A 19,795-nucleotide genomic window follows, 5' to 3' on the forward strand; every position below is an offset into this window, starting at 1 on the left:
AAGCAAATTTATAATTAAATAAGTTTATCTATCTATAAAATTTCTAAAGTCTCCCATTATAGCCCTTGGTACTGGTAAATCTATCATTGTTTTTAATCCAGGATTAGCATTAATTACATGAGGAATCATATTAACGCACATAGCAATTGTTCCAAGTCCACCATCAACTTCTGGTTTAATTGACATATTAACTTCTGGTGTACCCTTAATTGTTATATAATCTCCAGTAAATGTACCTTCCATTTCAGGTTCGATTTGTTGTGGATGAATCATATCTATTTTTACTTCTCCATCAACATATCCTTGACCTGTCATATTAACTCCTGCTACATCTCCAGCAGCTGCAAAGCCATAAGGTGATTTTCTATCTACAGTAGTTACTATTGGAGCCATTTGCTGTTCAAATTTATCAACTTTCCATCCCATGGCATCTGCTATCATATTTACAGATTCTATAAAACCAACATGACCTGCTAAGCTTCCATCTTTAACTCCTGCATTGAAATCCTCAACCTTCATACCAACTCCTTGCTCTTCCATAACGGCTGGTCCAAATGGAGATAAGCTATTTACTCTCTTAGCTTCTACATGAGTTACTTCAGTCATACAACCGGTTAAGCATACAACAAGTAAATCCATAATTAATCCTGGGTTTATACCTGTTCCAAGAATCGTAACTCCATTTTCCTTTGCAATTCTGTTTAATTCTGCAGCTAGCTCAGGATTTTTAGCTTGAGGATAAGACATTTCCTCTGCTGTAGAAATAACATTTATTTTCTTTTCAAGTACAGATTTTAATTTTGGAAAAGCATTTTTAGTGAAAGAATCTGTTGCACATAAACAAATGTCACAGCATTTTTCTGTTAATACTTCATCTATGTTAGCTTTTATTATTACATCTTTTCTATCGCCTCTCTCTACTCCTAGAACTTCAAAAATACTTTTTCCAGCTCTGTCAGGGTGCATATCACAAACACCTATTATATCTACACCTTTTTTAGTTAGAAGCATCTTTGCCATTCCACTTCCCATAGCTCCAAAGCCCCAAATTGCTACTTTAACATTTTCCATTTTTTAATCCCCCTTATGATTAAATTATTTTTATATATTTCACTAATATCTATTACAGCAACTTTCATGCCAATAAAATTATAGAATTCTCTATATTTTCTAACTCTTATTATGATAAATGTATATAATTCCAATATTTTTTAAATTTTACTGCAAAAAATTTTTCTATATATACTCGATTTTATCTATGAAAAAAGCGTGTGCAAATAATTTTGCATACGCTTTGCCGAATTTTAGGCATATTTACTTTTTAATTTTTTTAATATTTAATTTATTCTTTTATTAACATATTATTTATATTTTCTGCATATATTCATTCCTAAATAGTAAGTAATTAGAGTAACTCATATTTTTTTAGTTTGTATTGAAGGTTCTGTCTGGATATTTTTAATTCCTCTGAAGTTTTTGTTATGTTATTATTGTTCTTTTGGTAACTCTTCTCTATTATATTTTTTTCAATATTATCTATATATTCATTTAAAGAGATATCTCCTCTAAATCCCTCTTCTGCAGTTACTTCTACTACGGAATTAATCTTATTACCAAAGCACTCCTTTGTTAGTATTTCTCCATCTTCCACCATGTTCATAGCACTTTCTATATTATTTTTAAGTTCTCTTATATTTCCAGGCCAACTATAATTTAAAAATCCCTCCATAACATCTTCACTAATCCCTTTTACATTTCTACATAGAATGCCATTATAGTACTTTATAAAGAAGTCACATAAATCGCTTATATCTTCTTTACGTTCTCTAAGAGGTGGTATGATTAATTTAATTACACTTAATCTATAATAAAAGTCTTTTCTAAGCTTTCCTTCTCTTATAAGTTTATCCGCTTCCTCATTTATTGTTGCTATAATCCTTACATCTATATCAATAATCTTATTACTTCCTAGTGGCCTAATATATCCATCTTGAAGTACTCTTAATAATTTAGATTGTAAATATGGATCCATAGAATTTATTTCATCAAGTAGAATAGTTCCTCTATGAGCTTCTTCGAACAGTCCTTTTTTATTTTCTGCTCCTGTAAAGCTACCTTTAACCGTCCCAAATAGCATACCCTCTAAGAGTGTACTTGGTATCGCTGCACAGTTAATAGCTATAAAAGGCTTGTCTCTTCTTATTCCTTCATAATGTATACCTTGAGCAAATAATTCCTTACCACATCCAGTTTCTCCATATATGAGCACAGAAGAATTAGATATACTTGCTCTTTTACTTTTTAAAATTTCTTCGTTTAGTATCTTACTACTTCCTATGATGTCATTAAAGGTATAATAATTTCTCTTTGATTTACTTTTGTTTTCTAACTGACATATAGTTTCATTTAATTTTTTTATCTGAGTCATATCTCTAGCTATCTCAATTACTGCCTCAACCTTTCCATCTACCATTACTGGAATAGTAGAATTTACACTAGTTATTATCTTACCTGCCCCATTACTATAGTTTTGTATAGTATCTCTATAGGTATGTCCACCTTTTAAACTTCCTAGTATAGTTGAATGTTCTATATCCTTAAGATACTCATGAATTTCTTTTCCCATAACATCTTCACTTTTCATACCTTCTATATTTTCCATGGCATGATTATAGTAGATGGTCTTTCCCTTATCATCAACTATGTGAAGCCCCTCTTTTAAGTTACTAATTAGACTTTCTAATAATATATTTACATTATCCATAAAATCCCCCTTAGCTATCCCATATAATTAAACCTAAAATTGAAAACAATTTCATATTGAAAGTTATCTTTGATTATTGTAGCCCTATAATATTTACCTATATAATAAATTTAACACAATATTGTAATATAATAAATTTATTATTCTAACAATTATACATTATCTTGTTTTTTGTTCTATAATATCTTTAATGAATGTTAATAATAAGATATTGCATATGTTTTAGTTTATATAACAAAAGGAGTACTACTATGATTACTGATAATATAGTAAACCTGGCTGCAGAAGCCGGAAAAATAATGCTTGAAAATGGTGGTGAAACCTACAGGGTTGAACAAACAATAAATATGATATGTCAATCTTATGGCGTAGTTAATGCTGAAAGCTTTGTTTCTCCTACAGCAATAATCACTTCAACTATGGATGAAAATGGTAGGAACAGTACAATAATTAAGAGAATTACTTCTAGGTCCACTGATTTAGAAAAGGTAGCCTTAATTAACAATTTATCTCGTCAAATACAAGGCAACCCTTTAACTTTAGATGAACTAAAAAAAGAATTGAAATATATAAGAAGCTTTCCAAAATACTCTAACAAGATAAAAACTTTTTTTGCTGGAGTAACCACTGGTACATTTACCCTACTTTTTGGTGGTAGCTTTAATGACTTTATTATATCATTTGGTGCAGGAATTTTAATTAATTTATTATCTTCTATGTTATCTCGTTTAAGTGTTAATGACTTTTTTATTAATGTGTCAGGTGGTGCTTTAGCGGCTATAATTGGAATTTTCTTTTCCTATATAAATCCTATATTTCATCAAGATAAGATAATTATAGGTTCAATTATGTTGCTTGTTCCGGGTCTTGTTATCACCAATGCTATTCGTGATACCATAGCTGGAGACTTACTTTCAGGCCTTTCAAGAACTCTAGAAGCTATAATGATAGCTGGAGCCATTGCTATTGGAGCTGCTTTTAGTTTCAAAATATGGATGTTTATTCTGGGAGGGATGTAAAATGTTTTTTCAAGTTGTATATGCATTTATTGTTTCCTTAGGCTTTGGGGTTCTCTTTAATGTAAGAGATAGGAATTTGTTCTTTGCCGCTCTAGGAGGAGCCGTGGGGTGGTTCTTTTATAGTCTAACTTTAAACCTATCAAGCTCTAACGTATTGGCTATGCTAATAGCCTCTATTAGCATTAGTGTCTATGCTGAAATTTTCTCTAGGGTTTTAAAAAATCCTGTTACATTATTTTTAGTTTGTTCTCTTATTCCTTTAGTTCCTGGAAGTGGAATGTATTATACAGTTTTTGAGGCAGTTAAAGGTAATGTAGATAAATCATTAAATTATGGTATTGAAACCATTTCTTTGGCAGGGGTTATAGCTGTTGGAATTATTTTAGTATCTACATTAAGTAGATTGATGCAAAAATTAAAAATCAGAAGAAATCAACGAAAACTTGAAAATGTTAAATAATAACTAAAGAGAAAAGAACACATAACTAGATGTGATTTTTCTCTTTAATTACTCATATTTAATCCTTACGATTTTTTCTAATTACTCCATAAGTCTTCATTGCTCCGTAGATTACAAAAGGCATCAATACAATAATAAAAATTATCTTGAATTTACTAATAATATGGGTACTTTCATATCCATTAGAAACTATTTGCATTGAATCACAGTGTATATCCATATCTCCACCATGTTCTTTGCAGGCTCTATTGAAAACCCCTGTAACTCTTACTGAATCTCCAATCTTATGGTAATTTCCATAAGATTTAATCATCTCTCCATCTATAGTTTTTAAATAAATACCTATGGCAGAGGTTCCATCATTCATATTAACAAATGAATATTCCCCTCTTTCTAAAAGTTCACCAATAGCCTCACCTTGAATATTTATAACTTTAGAGTCATATTTGTGACCATTATCAATAAGATCGCTTACAGAAGTTGTAACCTCACTAGCTAGTACCGTTAATGAAGAAAAAATCACTGTAATAATTGTAATTAACATTATTTTTTGTATCTTACACATAACTTTTTAATTCCTCCTATAAAATACCCTATTAATGCAAATACTGAAATAAACTCTAATCTACCTAGATACATAATAACGATATAACAAATCTTTAGTGGTATAGGCATCGTTATAGAAGTTACTCCTATAGATAATCCAACATTTCCAGCTACAGAAGCTGCCTCAAAAGCTGATTCTACAAGTGAGTAGCCATAATATGTTCCAAGTAAAGTTGCAAAAATAAACATAGCAATATAACAAAGTATTATAAGCATTGATGATTTTACTAAACTATCATCTAAAATTATATCCTTAATGTGATGAACTTTTGTAGTTAAAATCTTTTTATCAGAACTAAGAACTCTTTTTATATCTGCAATTATTCCCTTACAGACAATACCCATCCTTAGTCCCTTAAATCCACCGGCTGTTGAACATGCACTTCCTCCAATAAGCATTGCAATTGTCATAATAAAAATTGCAAAATCTCCCCATTCAAATAATAGTTGCCTAGCATAAAGGTTGCCAAATCCAGTGGTGGTATGTGCAGATAAAAGCTGATAAGCACCCTTTCTAAATAGGGAAACAGCATCTGTGTATACTCCTGTCTTTGATAAGAACATAACTAATAATCCTGTAAGAATAAAAGAAGTTATAAAAAAGCTTTGTGCTTCAACATTTTTAAAAATTTCTTTTCTATTTCCCTTTATAACTGCAAAATGAAGACCAAAATTTAACGAACCAATTATGAACAATACCATTGTAATTAATTCATATGAAAAACTATGATAATACAATATATTTTGAGACATTGGAGCAAATCCACCAGTACTCCAACTTGATGCAAATATAAATAGTCCATGCATAAATGAATTAGATGGTGATAATCCTATAAATAAACCATCAATTGTAAGTGCTAATGTACCAATTACTAAATATATCATACTAATTTTCCAAATGGCCTTGGAAGTTCCCTTAATATTAGGTAAAAGTCCAATATCTTTTCCTTCACCTACATACATCTTATATCCACCAGAAAAATTTTTAATTAGTATTGATAAAGCTAATACGACCATGCCTTGCCCACCTACAAATGTTAGTATATGTCTCCACATATTAACTCCAAGAGACATATGATCTATATCCTGCATAAGAAATACTCCAGTTGTAGTAAAGCCACTCATCACATCGAAACAAGCATCTAAATAAGATTTTGCATGTCCACTAAAAACATAAGGAAGGGCACATAAAAGCATTAAAATCAGCCATGAATACGATGCAATAATAAGGCCGTGTTTCCATTCAATTTTGTTATTTTCTTTTTCGTCTTTTCCCGAAAGAATCAGAGAAAATGCTATAGATAATCCAATAAATAGAGCGAGAATAAAATCTACAAGCGAACTCCACTCTTTATAAAAAATAGTTACGATGATAGGGATAAGCATTAAGGAAATTGTTCCCAATATAATAATTCCAACATAATAATTTATGACTTTAAAGTCCTTTAAATATTTTTCACTCATTTCATCACCCTAAAAAACTCAAAAGAAAAATTACTATAATATATATTCCTACAACTAGGATTTCAAATAATATTCCCTTAAAATAATCCGAATTTCTTACCATTACTACCATCTCCATAAATAGATTTTCTTAATGTATGAGATACACTGGTATTTGTTATCAGTACAACCGTATCGTCAAGTAAGATTTTTGTATATCCTCTAGGATAGATAATCTCGTTATTTCTTAAAATAGAAACTATTATACTGTCATTTGGTAAAATTAAGCTTTTAATGTCCATATCTCTCCAGTAGGAATTTTTATCTATATAAGCTTCAATTATTACCATTTCTCCTCTATCTAAAGTTTTTACAATTTTAAAATTATCCTCTACAAGTTCATTTTCAATTAAAGTTGAAATAACTTCTGTACTACAAACAGTAGATGTTATACCTAATTTACTAAATAACTGTCTGTTTTTAGGATTGTTAATTCTTGCAATAGCACTTTTAATAGAGAAATTACGCTTGCTCATTTGGCAAATGATCAAATTTTCCTCATCTTTACCTGTAACTGCTGCAACAATAGTATTTGTTCCTTCAATGGCTTCTGATAATTCTTCTAAATTTGATCCATCACCACATATTACTTCAATATCTAATTCATTAGATATTTTCTTACATATATCATAATTCTTTTCTATCAAAGTTATTAAACATCCAATATTTAATAGGTTTTTTATTAAGTAATAACCAACCTTACCTCCACCAATTACAACTGCTCGCATTTTATATCCTCCTTAATATTTCCAACAGCTAGTTTTATAGGATTAATAGTTTTAATGCCTAAGGAATTATAAATGTGACACCTATCATCATTAAATACTCTTCCAATTACAGTTGGAACCTTATAAATATTCTGTGCTATTTCACAGGCAACAATATTTATATTATCGTTTTGAGTTAGAGCTAGTAGTACATCAGCTTCCTCAATACCTGCTTCTTCTAGTAAATCAATATCAATTTCAACCCCATTTAGTATCCTTCCATTAAATCCCGAACCTAGTTTATCCGTTTTCTCCTCGTCTCTATCTATTACACATATATCATGAGATGTTTCAGCTAAGTCTGTAGCCAATTTGCTTCCCATCTTACCACATCCAATAATAATAATATACATATTTAAACTGCTCCTTTTTCTAAAAATTTATATAAAGTTTCTTTTGCATAGCAATTAAAATCTATTACGTCTAAAACTCCAATTGAAGTAAAAATATCTTTATTGTTTGAATTATTAATTAATGTAATAACCTTTTTAGTTTCATAAAAAGTTTTACAAACCTTTGAAATATAGAAATTAAACTGATCTTTAGGTGTAATAATCACTACCACATCTGCTCTTTTTAATAAGTAATTATTAAAGATATCGGAAAATGCTGGTGAAAGTTCTTGTGGTGAAATTACATTCGAGAAATCTAAGTTTAAATCGTCTAAACTTTCCTTATATAAATTAATAAATTTGCTTTCACTAATAACGACAACAAACAAATTAAATTCCCTCCTTACCTAATGGTTCAAAGAAATCTTGAAGATATGAATTTTTATTACCATTGGTAGATATCTTTTCTAATGCTCTAAAATTATAAACAACTTGTACATTATTTAAATATTTCAAAGTATCTTCAATCATTAAATTTAAATAATCATCTTCAGTTATTATAAAAACATGTGATAACATTGCTTTCGATGACTTATCCAGTATCTGTTTCATATCAGTTATATCCACTTGATAATAATAAAGAAATTTATTCTTTATTTGAATTTCTTCTGATGGTTTATCATCAATTAAAAATACAACTTTTTCTTTATATATAAGTGATTTAATTAAGTTGATACTTGAGTTATTGTAACCTATAATTAAGTTATACATAATATTACCTTCCTACGTAATTTTTACTACCTACTAATTCTAATCTTATTAGATATAAATATCAAAGTAAGCTAAAAGTACTATTAACAATTATCCATACTTCAGAAATTGAAGTTTTTAAATTAGCTTAATTAATCTTAGCTTTGCTATATTTTGCTTTACTTTACTATAAGAATTAACTGAAGGAGTGAAAACTATGATTAAAACCTTAAATGGAAAACTATCACTTATTTATATTGTTATAATCCTAGCAATGTCATTGCTAGGATTAGTTTCAGTTAGAAACTTAATTACAATTTCAAATGATATAGATGGGCTTTTAACTAACAATTATAAAAGTATTCAATCTGTTGAAAATATGAAGGATGCACTTTATAATCAACAACAGAGCTTATTTCTTTACATATCTGGTGATAAAGAAGAAGCTCTCTCTGAATATTCTAAAAATAGCTCTTTATTTTTAGACAATTTTTACTTTGAAAAAAATAATATAACTGAAGATGGAGAAATGGAATATGTAAATAACCTAGATACTTACTATCTTCAGTATAGCCAGAATTTTTTTACCTTATCGGAAATTGTTCAAAATGATGGTAAAGAATCAGGATATACTTTCTTCCTCGATGAAATTAAAGTTAATTATGATATAATTGTAAAAACTCTAGATAATATAAGTAGCCTAAATGAAACTATGATGATTAATTCAAAAGCTAGAGTTGAAAATAAAACCAAAATTATAATAAATACAACAATATTTTTTACTTTAGCTTCAATACTAATTTCATTTTGCTTATCCAGACATCTTCTTAAAAAGATATTATATCCATTGAATAATATTATTGATGCTATTAAAGATATAAAAACTAACTCTACATATAAAGAATTAGAAATAACAACAAAAGATGAACTAGGAGAATTAGCAAAGCAATTTAACTTAATGGCAAAAAGAATTGAAAGTTTTGAAAAAAGCACATTAGGTCAAATATTAAAAGAAAGAAATAATTCAAATGCCATATTAAGAAGTATAGATTCACCAATGGTAGTTATTGATAAAGATTATAAAGTTACAATGGTTAACGAAAATTTTATTAATGCCTTTGGCATTAGTGATGAAAAACCAGAAGGACGATATTTAACTCATTTGGTTAATGATAGAAGCTTTTTTTCAGTTATATATGATATAACATTGAATAACTGCCAATGGGATTTTTTGAATATCATCACTTTAAAAAACCAAAATGGAGATGTACTCTATTACAATATATCAATTAAAGAAATTAAAGAAGTGGATCTTCAAGTTGGCTACGTAATTCTATTAAAGGATGTAACACACTTAAAAGAAATAGAGCAAATTAGCAAGGATTTCTTTGCGACAATTTCACATGAATTTAAAACTCCATTAACTTCAATTATGATTGGTACAGGTTTACTAGAAAGTAGTAAATTAGGAGATTTAAGTGACGAACAAAGAAAAATATTAACCACTATTAAGGAAGATGGCGAAAGATTAAATTTACTTGTTTCAAATATGCTTTTATTATCAAAATTGGAATCCTCAACTGAGATTTATAAGAAAGAATATAATTCCATTGAGGATTTGATAAAAGCCTCAGTCTCTAGTAATAAAAGTATTTCAAATTATAGTGGAATTATTCTTGAATACTATGTAGATACAAATGTAAAACCATTATCCTGTGACGGTGAAAAGTTAGTGTGGGTACTTAATAATTTAATAATAAATGCCATTAGACACTGCAAGGATGGCGATTTAATTTCTATAAGAGGATTCTTAAAAGATAATAAATTAAACATAACTGTAACTGATACTGGTGTTGGAATTTTAAAGGATAATACTACAAAAATATTTGATAAATATACTCAATTAACTAATAAAGACATTAAAAATAACTCTGGTCTTGGTCTCTGGATATGTAAAGATATAATAACTTCTCACAATGGAGAAATAACATGTGAAAGTGATTTAGGTGAAGGTGCAACATTTACAATTATTATTCCATATAATTAGGAGGTACTATGAAAAAAGCACTTGTAGTTGATGATACTAAAAATATAAGAAAATTATTAAAAACATCATTAGAATTGAATGAATACATTGTCACTGAGGCTCTAAATGGAGTAGATGCATTAGAAATATTATCTAAAGAACCCTTTGATTTAATCTTTTTAGATATTAAAATGCCAACATTAAGTGGCACTGAAGTATTGAAAAGAATTAGGGAAGATGGAATATTTTCTACGGTAATAATCATGACAGCTTTTCCAACGGTTAAAAATGCTGTTGATTGTACTAAATTAGGAGCTGTTGAATATTTACTTAAGCCATTTACCACAGACAAAATTAATTCACTAATCTATAGACTAAATAATCTTACTGAAGACACAAAGATTCTTGAAAATATAATAAAGGGAGTATCAAAGTTAATGTCTCTAAAAAAATATGACGATTCAATACTGTTATTAAATAAAGCTTTATCTATCGATGCAACTAATTCTAATGTATATAAGCTTCTTTCGGAATGTTATGAAGGTCTAGGAGATAATGCTAATAAAGATAAATTTTTAAATTGCTATATTACATTTAAGAAATAGTTGCTGTAAAACTAAAATTCTTAGTTATTTAATAACTATTGTACAAAGTGGCTATATAATTATGTAGCCACTTTAAATTATAAGTCTCCTCTTTTATCCAATAGGCTTATAATTTTCTTTATCAATTTTATTATTTATATTTCCTCCCTTGTTTCACTTGCTTTTTAATTTTTCAATAATACGCATGAATATCAAAATAAAAAAGAGTAAATACAAAGTATTTACTCCTTAATGTTAAAACTATTGATACCCACCGTGCCGTCTTAATGGGATATTTGAACCCTGTCTACCAGGGGTGGAATCGCCTCAATACTTCTGGTACCAACTATAAAATAGCCAGTCTACACTCCATAATGAGAACATCAGCCACAATGTTTAAATGTTGGCTCAACATAAACCATCTCCACGCACACAGCAGAATATTCTTTAGTATTATTATATAGCAATTACAATTAAATTGCAATTATAAAATAAATATTAATCACTAAGTATCAATAGTTTTATAAAGTTATTATAACCATAAAAGGTTGTATTATTCTCTTTAATAATACAACCTTTTATTAAATTATTTTTCTACTTTACTTATTTCTATTCCTAAGTCGTTCAATTGCTTCTTATCAACAACATTAGGTGCTTCACTCATTGGACAATAAGCATTTTGATTCTTAGGGAAGGTAATAACATCTTTTATATTATCAGTTCCTGCAAGGAACATTACCATTCTATCTAAACCATATGCAAGTCCGCCATGTGGTGGTGGGCCATATTTGAATGCTTCTAGTAAGAATCCAAATCTTTCCCATGCACTTTCATCAGTAAAGCCTAAAAGATTAAATATTTTTTGTTGAAGTTTTGTATCGTGAATTCTTATACTTCCTCCACCAAGTTCCTCTCCGTTTAATACTATATCATAAGCCTTAGCACGAGCTCTTCCTGGATCTGTTTCTAGAAGTTCTAAATCTTCATCCATAGGTGCTGTGAATGGATGGTGAAGAGCTACGAATCTCTTCTCTTCTTCGTCATACTCAAACATTGGGAATTCAGTAATCCATACAAAGTTAAATTCTTTGCTTCCGTCTAAGATTCCAAGTTCCTTAGCAAGTTCTAATCTTAAAGCTCCAAGAGATTGAAGTACTACACTATCAACATCTGCAACTATTAAAACTAAATCTCCTACTTCTGCTCCAGCAGCATTTAATAATTTAGCCATATCTTCTTCTGAGAAGAATTTAGCTATTGGAGATTTTATTTCTCCTTCTTTATAAGCTATCCAAGCAAGGCCTTTTGCTTTATAAGTTTTAACAAACTCACCTAGTTTATCAATTTTCTTTCTCCCCATGTCTGCACAGTTTTTAGCTACAATAGCTCTTACTGAACCACCATTTTCAATGGCTCCTTTAAACACAGCAAAATCTGTACCTCTTACTGCCTCAGTAATATCTTGTATCTCCATACCAAATCTTAAATCTGGCTTGTCACTACCATATTTATTCATAGCTTCTACATAAGGCATTCTCTTTATTGGAAGTTGTACATCTACATCTATAACTTCTTTAAATACTCTTTTTAAAAGACCTTCATTTAAGGCTATGATATCATCCATTTCAACAAAGCTCATCTCTAAATCTATTTGCGTAAACTCTGGTTGTCTATTAGCTCTTAAATCTTCATCTCTAAAACATTTAACAATTTGAAAATACTTGTCATATCCAGAAACCATTAATAATTGCTTAAATATTTGTGGAGATTGAGGTAATGCATAAAACATTCCTGGGTAATTTCTACTAGGCACTAAGTAATCTCTAGCTCCTTCTGGAGTGCTCTTAGTAAGCATTGGTGTTTCCATTTCTAAGAATCCATTTTCATCTAGATAATCTCTTACTACTTTTCCAGCTTTATGTCTAATCATTAATATTTTTTGCATATCTGGTCTTCTAAGATCTAGATATCTATATTTTAATCTAATATTTTCACTAGCATCCAAGTTTTCTTTAATATATATAGGTGGAGTTTCTGATTCTGAAAGTATTTTAATATTTTCTCCTTTAAGCTCTACCATTCCTGTTGGTAAATTTTTATTAGGAGATTCTCTTCTGATAACCTCTCCAGTAACAGCTATGCAGTACTCAGATTTAACTAAATCAGCTTTTTCAAAGGCTTCCCTATTTATTTCTTCACCAAATACAACTTGTAATAATCCAGTTCTGTCTCTTAAATCTACAAAAACTAAACTTCCTAAATTTCTTTTTCTTTGGACCCAACCCATAACAGTGATTTTTTCAGAGATATTTGATTCTCTTACTTCACCACACATAATGGTTCTTTTAAGTCCATTAAGTGATTCTCCCATTTAAATTCCTCCTATTTAATTATTATGTCTAATTTATATTATAATATCATTACCCAAATGAAATTTTATTTAAAACCTATGTACATAATTGTTTTAATATAGTGTATTGAGTAATTCTATCTTTCTAGCTATCATCTCGTCTATTCTACTATTATACTCTTTTACATCCTTAACATTTGCAAATCGCTCTATTCTATTTTCATCTAAGAAAACAACCTTTGAAACTCCATCTGCTCCGAGAGCTATAATAGTTTGCTTTTCCTCAATCATCTGAATATTATATATACATATTTTTTCATCTCTACAGTAGCCTACATTCTCCATGTTCCCTACCATATTTTTTTGTCTATACATATAATAGGGTTTCATATTCAAATCTAAAGAAAGCTTTTTGGTAGCTTCATACATAGCATTTAACTCATGCTGATTAGGAATAGTAAACTGTCCCTTATTAACTAGATTTTCATGTAGCCTAGAGCCTCTTTTAATAGACATACCATGAATAGTTATGCTGTCTGGATTCAGTTTAAGTATTTCTTCACAACTTCTATGTATGTGACTTAAATCTTCTCCTGGAAGCCCAACTATCATATCCATATTTATATTATCAAAACCTAGACTTCGTGCTAGATTAAAGCAGTTTTCTACATCCTTGCTACTATGATTTCTACCAATGTTTTTTAAAGTATCATCATTCATACTTTGAGGATTTATACTGATTCTATGAACCTTATATCTTTTCATAGATTGAAGTTTTCCTTCTGTTATACTATCCACTCTTCCACATTCTACAGTAAATTCTTTAATACCCTTACCTTCAACAAATCCCTTATATATCTTATTCATTATATCTTCAAATTCTTCATCATTTATAGAAGTAGGAGTACCTCCACCAAAATAAACGGTCTCTATAGTTAAATTCTTTTCTGATACATATTTACTTATAGATTTTATTTCCTTGGTAATAGCATTAAGATATTCTTTAACTAAAGCTGACTTTCCTCCTATAGGATTTGAAGTAAAAGAACAATAAACACATCTAGTTGGACAAAATGGCATACCCACATATATACTTATAGTATCTTTATCTTTGTTGACTACACTTTTCTCGTACTTAGCTACATCTATACAAAGCTTTGTCTTCTCCTTGCTAGTTTCATGTCTATCCTTAAATTCTTTTATTACTTCCTCTTCACTATATCCTTTTTCTAAAAGGTCTAGTGCTTTTTTAGAAGGCCTTATACCAACTAAAGTTCCCCATGGAAGAACCTTTCCTGTTATATTTCTAATATATATGAATAAGGACTTTTTAACTTCCTCTGAAAGCTTATAATTTCTATTGATTTCATAATTAAAAAATCCTTCACTTCCTTTAATTATGATATTTCCTGCTTCTTCATCTATATCTATAGATAAATCAAATTCCTCATTTACAAATTCTATATTAATAAAACTAAAAAATAGATTTATCATAAGAAATACATCATATCTAAAGTTCATATTACTTAGCTTTACTTTTATAGACTTCATATCCTTTGTCATATTTATCAAATCCTTATTTCAAATTACCTTCTTATAACCAAATATACAGTTTATAATTTTACCTATAAAAATGGATTTTCCATTCTTTCTTGGCCTATGGTACTACTTGGTCCATGCCCTGGGTGAACTGCCACGCTATCATTAAGTGGCATTAAATTATTTTTAATACTTGCTATAAGCTCATTGTGATCTCCACCAGCTAAATCACTTCTTCCAACCGATCCTTTAAATAAAGTATCCCCTGTAAAAACATTTCCATCTACTAAAAGGCTTATTCCTCCTGGTGTGTGTCCTGGTGTTGCTAAAACTTTTATTTTATAATTACCAAACTTTAATACATCATCATGTTTTAATAAAAGTTCTGCCCCTCCTTCAATAAGTGGTCCATAATACATAATATTATTTAAAATCATATCATTATCTTCTTTAGCCATAGCTACAGTTGCTCCTGTTTCAGCCTTTAATCCATCTACTCCTGTAGTATGATCAAAGTGACCATGAGTTAATATGATATACTTAACCTTAGCTTCTAATTGATTAAGAGCCTTGCATACATCATCTATGTCTCCACCTGGGTCTAAAACTACAGTTTCCTTTGTTTCTTCATCAAATAATATATAACAGTTAGCAGCATAAACTCCTGCCATCATTCTTTTTATAATCATATTATCACCTCAAAATGCTATATGTTTCTTAAAATTTTTAAAACTCCTTTTTACTCTCTAGTAAAAGTGTTACTGGTCCATCATTTATAATTTCCACCTTCATATCGGCTCCAAACTCCCCTGTTTGAAGATTAGGTATTTCTTTTTTGAAGGTTTCTACCAGCTCATTATATAATGCTCTAGCAGCATCTCCACCTTGTGCCTTCATAAAATCAGGTCTCTTACCCTTTCTACAATCACCATATAGGGTAAATTGAGATATTAATAATAGCTCCCCACCTATATCTTGAAGTGAAAAGTTCATTCTTTCATTTTCATCTTCAAAAATTCTCATTCCAAGAACTTTCCTTACTATATAATCTATATCTTCTTTAGTGTCTTCCTTACTTATTCCCACAAGCAAGTTAATTCCTTTTCCTATTTCACTAATAACTTTATTATCTACTTCAACCTTTGAAGATTTAACTCTTTGCACAACAGCTCTCATATTAAGCACTCCTTTTTACTGTTTCTTCCTATAGACATCCTTAACATCCTTGATTTTCCTAAGTTTAGCTTGAATGTCCTTTAAATGCTCTATACTAGAAATATTTATTTTCAAACTTACAACAGCTATATTTTGTTTATTTGTTACAGCGCTTATTGATAAAATATTAGCTTTGACAAGCCCTAATATTTCTATAATATCTGTGAGAAGACCTAGTCTATCCTCAGCTATTACTTCTATATCAGCAATATATTTATCTTTATTTTCTTTTCCCCAAGCTACTTCAACTATTTTGTGACCTTCCTTTTCCTGTAAGTTAATTACATTTTTACAGTCACTTCTATGAATAGATACACCCTTTCCTCTTGTAATATATCCAATAATATCATCTCCATATACAGGACTACAACATTTTGCAAATCTTACTTGAATATTAGACATATCCTTAACTGTAACTCCAGAATAACTATCATTCTTTTGTTTTTTGTTTTTATCCTCATGAATTAGCCTTAGCTCATCAAGTTTTAACTGCTTAGAGTTCTCTTTATCATGAGCATCCTTTAGTTTACTTATCATATTATTAGGATTTATGTCACCAATACCTACTCCATGGTATAGGTCATCCATATTTTTTAGGTTGTATCTTCTAACAATCTTTTCTATAATATCTTCATTAATTATTTGGGAAAATATACAATTCTGCTTCTTACACTCTTTATCTACTAATTCTTTCCCCTTTGCTATGGTCTCTTCTCTATTTGCCTTTTTAAACCAAAGCTTAATTTTACTCCTTGCTTGATTACTCTTTACTATATTAAGCCAATCAATGCTAGGTCCTTTTGAATTAGTAGCTGTAATTACCTCTACAATTTCCCCCGTTCTAAGCTTATAATCTAGAGGTACTATCTTTCCATTTACCTTACCTCCAACACACTTATGACCTACTGCAGTATGAATAGCATAGGCAAAATCTATAGGTGTAGAGTCATTCGGTAAATTTATAACATCACCCTTTGGAGTAAACACAAATACTTCATCAGAAAATAAATCTATCTTAAACCCTTCCATAAACTCTTCAGCGTCAGAAGTTTCTCCTTGCCATTCTAGCATTTCTCTAAGCCAATATAGCTTTGAATCTAAAGATTTATCTTCATCTTGAACACTTTCCTTATATTTCCAGTGAGCTGCAATACCATATTCAGCAGTTCTATGCATTTCAAATGTTCTAATTTGTATTTCAAAGGGTTTTCCGAAAGGCCCTATTACCGTTGAATGAAGAGACTGATACATATTAGGTTTAGGCATAGCAATATAGTCCTTAAATCTACCTGGTATAGGCTTATACATAGTATGTACTATTCCCAATGCTGCATAACAATTTCCAATATCATCTACTAATATCCTCACTGCTGTAAGATCAAATATTTGATCTATGGTTTTACTACTTTTAATCATTTTTCTATAAATACTATAGAAGTGCTTTGGTCTACCTTCTATTTCTGCTGTAATTCCACCCATATTAAGATTTAATTTAAGTTGTGATATAATATGACTTATTTGCTCTTCCCTTTCATTTCTCTTATCTGAAATCAACTTAACTAAGTCATAATATTCTGTTGGATTTAAGTATCTTAATGCTAAATCCTCTAGTTCCCACTTTATTTTTGATATACCTAACCTGTGAGCTAACGGTGCATATATATCTAAAGTTTCCTTAGCCTTTTCTTTCTGTTTATTCTCAGGCATGTATTTTAACGTTCTTAAGTTATGTAATCTATCAGCCAATTTTATAAGTATTACTCTTATATCTTTGGCCATAGCAAGAAGCATTTTTCTAACATTATCTGCTTGCTGTTCTTCTTTTGACTTATATTTTATTTTACCTAGCTTAGATACCCCTTCTACTAAATCTGCCACTTCTATAGAGAAGATGTTACAAACATCTTCATATGTATATTCTGTATCTTCAATTACATCATGTAAAAGACCTGCCACTATAGTAGAGGTATCAAGTCCTAGTTCAGCCAAAATACAAGCTACTTCTAAAGGATGAATTATATAAGGCTCTCCTGACTCTCTTCTTTGATCTTTATGGGCATTTACAGAAAATTCATAGGCCTTATTTACAAAATTGATATCTACATTGTGACAATTACTATTAATTTTTTCTATCAATTTATCAATCATTGTAATACACTCCTAAAATTAAAGGCTGGTTAATGAACCAGCCACCTATTTAAACTCAGTAATAATTATATACTATAACCCAAATTATTTCAATTTATGTTCAATTCTAAAATGGATAGTCTATAACAGACATAATATCATATTGTGCTATTTTTTCTCTACCTTTAAGTTCTGTAAGTTCTATTAAAAAGTCTATGGCTACAACTTCCCCACCAGATTCCTCAACAAGCTTTGCAACAGCAGATACAGTTCCTCCTGTAGCAAGTAAATCATCAACAATTGCTACTCTCTGGCCCTTTTTAATAGCATCCTTATGAATTTCTAACACATCACTACCATATTCTAAATCATAAGAAGTTTGAATAGTTTCATAGGGTAATTTACCTGGTTTTCTAACTGGTACAAAACCAGCTCCTAAAGCATAAGCCACTGGTACTCCAAATAAAAAGCCCCTAGCCTCTGGTCCTATTACGATATCAATTTTTTTCTCTTTTAAATGATTGGCAATAACATCTATGGACGCTCTTAATGCTTCTCCATCTTGAAGTAAAGTAGTTACATCTTTAAAACTTATACCTTCTTTTGGAAATCCGTCTATTATTCTAACTTTATCCTTTAAATTCATCTTTTACTCCTCCTAAACCCTTAACCAAACACATCTTTACATAACTAAATTATATATTAACCTTGATATTTAATGCAATACTTTCGAAAATATGTATATTAAATAGATTTTCTGTAAATAAGCTATTCAAAACTCATCATAACCTCTTTATATAAGAATTTTGATATTTGCTTTGCTCTATAACTATCATTAGTAGTAAAAAGTTCAACGATTATTCTTGCATTATCTAGCTTATTCTTTGAAATCATCTTTGGCAAAAGCTTTATGATACCTTCATCATAAAACTTCATAATACCACCATAATTCCGTTCATGTTCTCTTATTAATGCCTTAACTCCATAGTTATTAGTTTTCTTTAACTTTTTACACCCTTCTTCTACAAAATATCGATTTTCTTCTTCTATTTCTATCCCTGTTGTAATTATACCCATCATTACTAAATCTAAATACTTTTGTGTGCAACTTATCTTATAATAAGAAGCTATAACTTCTATGAATTTATATATAAGCGAACAACCTGTAAAATCCTTAAAAGGATAATTACAATTAGTTTGACAGGTGTTTATGGTTATACAATTCTTATCCTCTACTATGTGATTATGATAATCCGTTACAATTATATCAATATTGTTTTTCTTACAAAGTTGTATTTCTTCTTTAGATTTAACTCCACAACCAACAGTTATAATTAAATTTGCTCCAAGACATAATAAATTATTCTCTATATCTTCTTTATTTAAATTTCTATCATTTCTATATACACTGGGTATATAATATTCTACATCACTGTTTACATATCGTAATACTAGCATAAGAAGAGATATGGCACATACGCTATCAAAGTCATGATAGCCATATATAACTATCTTTTCTCTCTCATTGATAGCTTTAACAATTCTGTTTAATGCAATTTTCATATTTCCTAATAGAAATGGATCATTATCTTTCCTATTCATACTATACTCCATATGTGCTCCTCCAAATTAGTTCCATGAGTAGTTACTTGATCCCTTATATTTTCATTTTATATTTTAGCGATCATATTCTCTTGAACAAAAACTTCTAACCCCATATCACTTGTACATATTATGGAGTCTAAGAAATCTA

19 protein-coding genes and 1 other RNA gene are annotated in these 19,795 nt (G+C 29.5%); 4 read left to right on the forward strand and 16 right to left on the reverse strand.

The genetic code is table 11. The annotated features are described in order from the left end of the window. Window positions 1-24 precede the first annotated feature (24 nt). Window positions 25-1,071: a 2,4-diaminopentanoate dehydrogenase gene (gene ord / locus ABDZ93_RS05530; RefSeq protein WP_343824382.1), complete on the reverse strand. Its 1,047-nt coding sequence runs from the start codon at window positions 1,069-1,071 to the stop codon at window positions 25-27. A 334-nt stretch (window positions 1,072-1,405) separates the two neighbouring features. Continuing rightward, complete coding sequence (locus ABDZ93_RS05535; protein WP_343824385.1) at window positions 1,406-2,764, reverse strand: sigma-54 interaction domain-containing protein; 1,359 nt, start codon at window positions 2,762-2,764, stop codon at window positions 1,406-1,408. Window positions 2,765-3,015: 251 nt separating this feature from the next. Here ABDZ93_RS05535 and ABDZ93_RS05540 point away from each other — a divergent pair, with 251 nt between their 5' ends. Both ABDZ93_RS05540 and ABDZ93_RS05545 read left to right on the forward strand, forming a co-directional pair. Then, the gene (locus ABDZ93_RS05540) at window positions 3,016-3,783 is read left to right on the forward strand and encodes a threonine/serine exporter family protein (protein ID WP_343824387.1); all 768 of its coding nucleotides are present in this window, start codon (window positions 3,016-3,018) and stop codon (window positions 3,781-3,783) included. A 1-nt stretch (window position 3,784) separates the two neighbouring features. Next, window positions 3,785-4,243 (forward strand): threonine/serine exporter family protein, encoded by a 459-nt coding sequence (locus tag ABDZ93_RS05545; protein ID WP_343824389.1) that lies wholly within the window; start codon window positions 3,785-3,787, stop codon window positions 4,241-4,243. A gap of 58 nt (window positions 4,244-4,301) precedes the next feature. Here ABDZ93_RS05545 and ABDZ93_RS05550 read toward each other — a convergent pair whose 3' ends face one another. The 6 genes from ABDZ93_RS05550 to ABDZ93_RS05575 all read right to left on the reverse strand — a co-directional run bounded on the left by ABDZ93_RS05550 (window position 4,302) and on the right by ABDZ93_RS05575 (window position 8,222). Beyond that, on the reverse strand, window positions 4,302-4,808 hold the full coding sequence (locus ABDZ93_RS05550; RefSeq protein WP_343824391.1) for a hypothetical protein: 507 nt from the start codon (window positions 4,806-4,808) through the stop codon (window positions 4,302-4,304). After that, entirely contained in the window at window positions 4,787-6,313 is a 1,527-nt protein-coding gene (locus ABDZ93_RS05555; protein ID WP_343824393.1) for a TrkH family potassium uptake protein, read from the reverse strand. The genes ABDZ93_RS05550 and ABDZ93_RS05555 overlap by 22 nt, the downstream gene beginning before the upstream one ends. 77 nt (window positions 6,314-6,390) lie before the next feature. Continuing rightward, window positions 6,391-7,080 carry a potassium channel family protein gene (locus tag ABDZ93_RS05560; RefSeq protein ID WP_343824395.1) on the reverse strand — a complete coding sequence of 230 codons (690 nt, stop codon included), beginning with the start codon at window positions 7,078-7,080 and terminating at the stop codon, window positions 6,391-6,393. Continuing rightward, window positions 7,065-7,472 carry an NAD-binding protein gene (locus tag ABDZ93_RS05565; protein ID WP_343824397.1) on the reverse strand — a complete coding sequence of 136 codons (408 nt, stop codon included), beginning with the start codon at window positions 7,470-7,472 and terminating at the stop codon, window positions 7,065-7,067. Before ABDZ93_RS05565 ends, ABDZ93_RS05560 begins: the two co-directional genes overlap by 16 nt. 2 nt (window positions 7,473-7,474) lie before the next feature. After that, window positions 7,475-7,840, reverse strand: coding sequence for an NAD-binding protein (locus ABDZ93_RS05570; protein WP_343824398.1), 366 nt, complete (start codon window positions 7,838-7,840; stop codon window positions 7,475-7,477). Window position 7,841: 1 nt separating this feature from the next. After that, complete coding sequence (locus ABDZ93_RS05575; protein ID WP_343824400.1) at window positions 7,842-8,222, reverse strand: NAD-binding protein; 381 nt, start codon at window positions 8,220-8,222, stop codon at window positions 7,842-7,844. 196 nt (window positions 8,223-8,418) lie between these two features. On the opposite strand from ABDZ93_RS05575, the gene ABDZ93_RS05580 reads away from it, so the two are divergent. Beyond that, window positions 8,419-10,248 (forward strand): sensor histidine kinase, encoded by a 1,830-nt coding sequence (locus ABDZ93_RS05580; RefSeq protein WP_343824402.1) that lies wholly within the window; start codon window positions 8,419-8,421, stop codon window positions 10,246-10,248. 8 nt (window positions 10,249-10,256) lie between these two features. After that, window positions 10,257-10,832: a response regulator gene (locus tag ABDZ93_RS05585; RefSeq protein WP_343824404.1), complete on the forward strand. Its 576-nt coding sequence runs from the start codon at window positions 10,257-10,259 to the stop codon at window positions 10,830-10,832. A 244-nt stretch (window positions 10,833-11,076) separates the two neighbouring features. Here ABDZ93_RS05585 and ssrS read toward each other — a convergent pair. The 8 genes from ssrS to ABDZ93_RS05625 all read right to left on the reverse strand — a co-directional run bounded on the left by ssrS (window position 11,077) and on the right by ABDZ93_RS05625 (window position 19,656). Beyond that, a non-coding RNA gene (gene ssrS, locus ABDZ93_RS05590) (6S RNA) lies at window positions 11,077-11,256 on the reverse strand. Window positions 11,257-11,397: 141 nt separating this feature from the next. Beyond that, window positions 11,398-13,182 (reverse strand): aspartate--tRNA ligase, encoded by a 1,785-nt coding sequence (aspS, locus tag ABDZ93_RS05595; RefSeq protein WP_343824406.1) that lies wholly within the window; start codon window positions 13,180-13,182, stop codon window positions 11,398-11,400. A gap of 93 nt (window positions 13,183-13,275) precedes the next feature. Then, window positions 13,276-14,724: a coproporphyrinogen III oxidase gene (locus tag ABDZ93_RS05600; protein WP_343824407.1), complete on the reverse strand. Its 1,449-nt coding sequence runs from the start codon at window positions 14,722-14,724 to the stop codon at window positions 13,276-13,278. Window positions 14,725-14,786: 62 nt separating this feature from the next. Beyond that, window positions 14,787-15,389: an MBL fold metallo-hydrolase gene (locus ABDZ93_RS05605; protein WP_343824409.1), complete on the reverse strand. Its 603-nt coding sequence runs from the start codon at window positions 15,387-15,389 to the stop codon at window positions 14,787-14,789. A 37-nt stretch (window positions 15,390-15,426) separates the two neighbouring features. Further along, the gene (dtd, locus tag ABDZ93_RS05610) at window positions 15,427-15,876 is read right to left on the reverse strand and encodes a D-aminoacyl-tRNA deacylase (protein WP_343824411.1); all 450 of its coding nucleotides are present in this window, start codon (window positions 15,874-15,876) and stop codon (window positions 15,427-15,429) included. 15 nt (window positions 15,877-15,891) lie between these two features. Beyond that, window positions 15,892-18,063, reverse strand: a complete 2,172-nt coding sequence (locus ABDZ93_RS05615; protein ID WP_343824413.1) for a RelA/SpoT family protein — start codon at window positions 18,061-18,063, stop codon at window positions 15,892-15,894. A 106-nt stretch (window positions 18,064-18,169) separates the two neighbouring features. Then, on the reverse strand, window positions 18,170-18,688 hold the full coding sequence (locus tag ABDZ93_RS05620; RefSeq protein WP_343824415.1) for an adenine phosphoribosyltransferase: 519 nt from the start codon (window positions 18,686-18,688) through the stop codon (window positions 18,170-18,172). A gap of 122 nt (window positions 18,689-18,810) precedes the next feature. Continuing rightward, window positions 18,811-19,656 (reverse strand): DHH family phosphoesterase, encoded by an 846-nt coding sequence (locus ABDZ93_RS05625; protein WP_343824416.1) that lies wholly within the window; start codon window positions 19,654-19,656, stop codon window positions 18,811-18,813. Window positions 19,657-19,795: the final 139 nt, after the last annotated feature.

Origin of the sequence: Clostridium subterminale, from assembly GCF_039521425.1 — a bacterium.
GTDB lineage: Bacteria > Bacillota > Clostridia > Clostridiales > Clostridiaceae > Clostridium_J > Clostridium_J subterminale.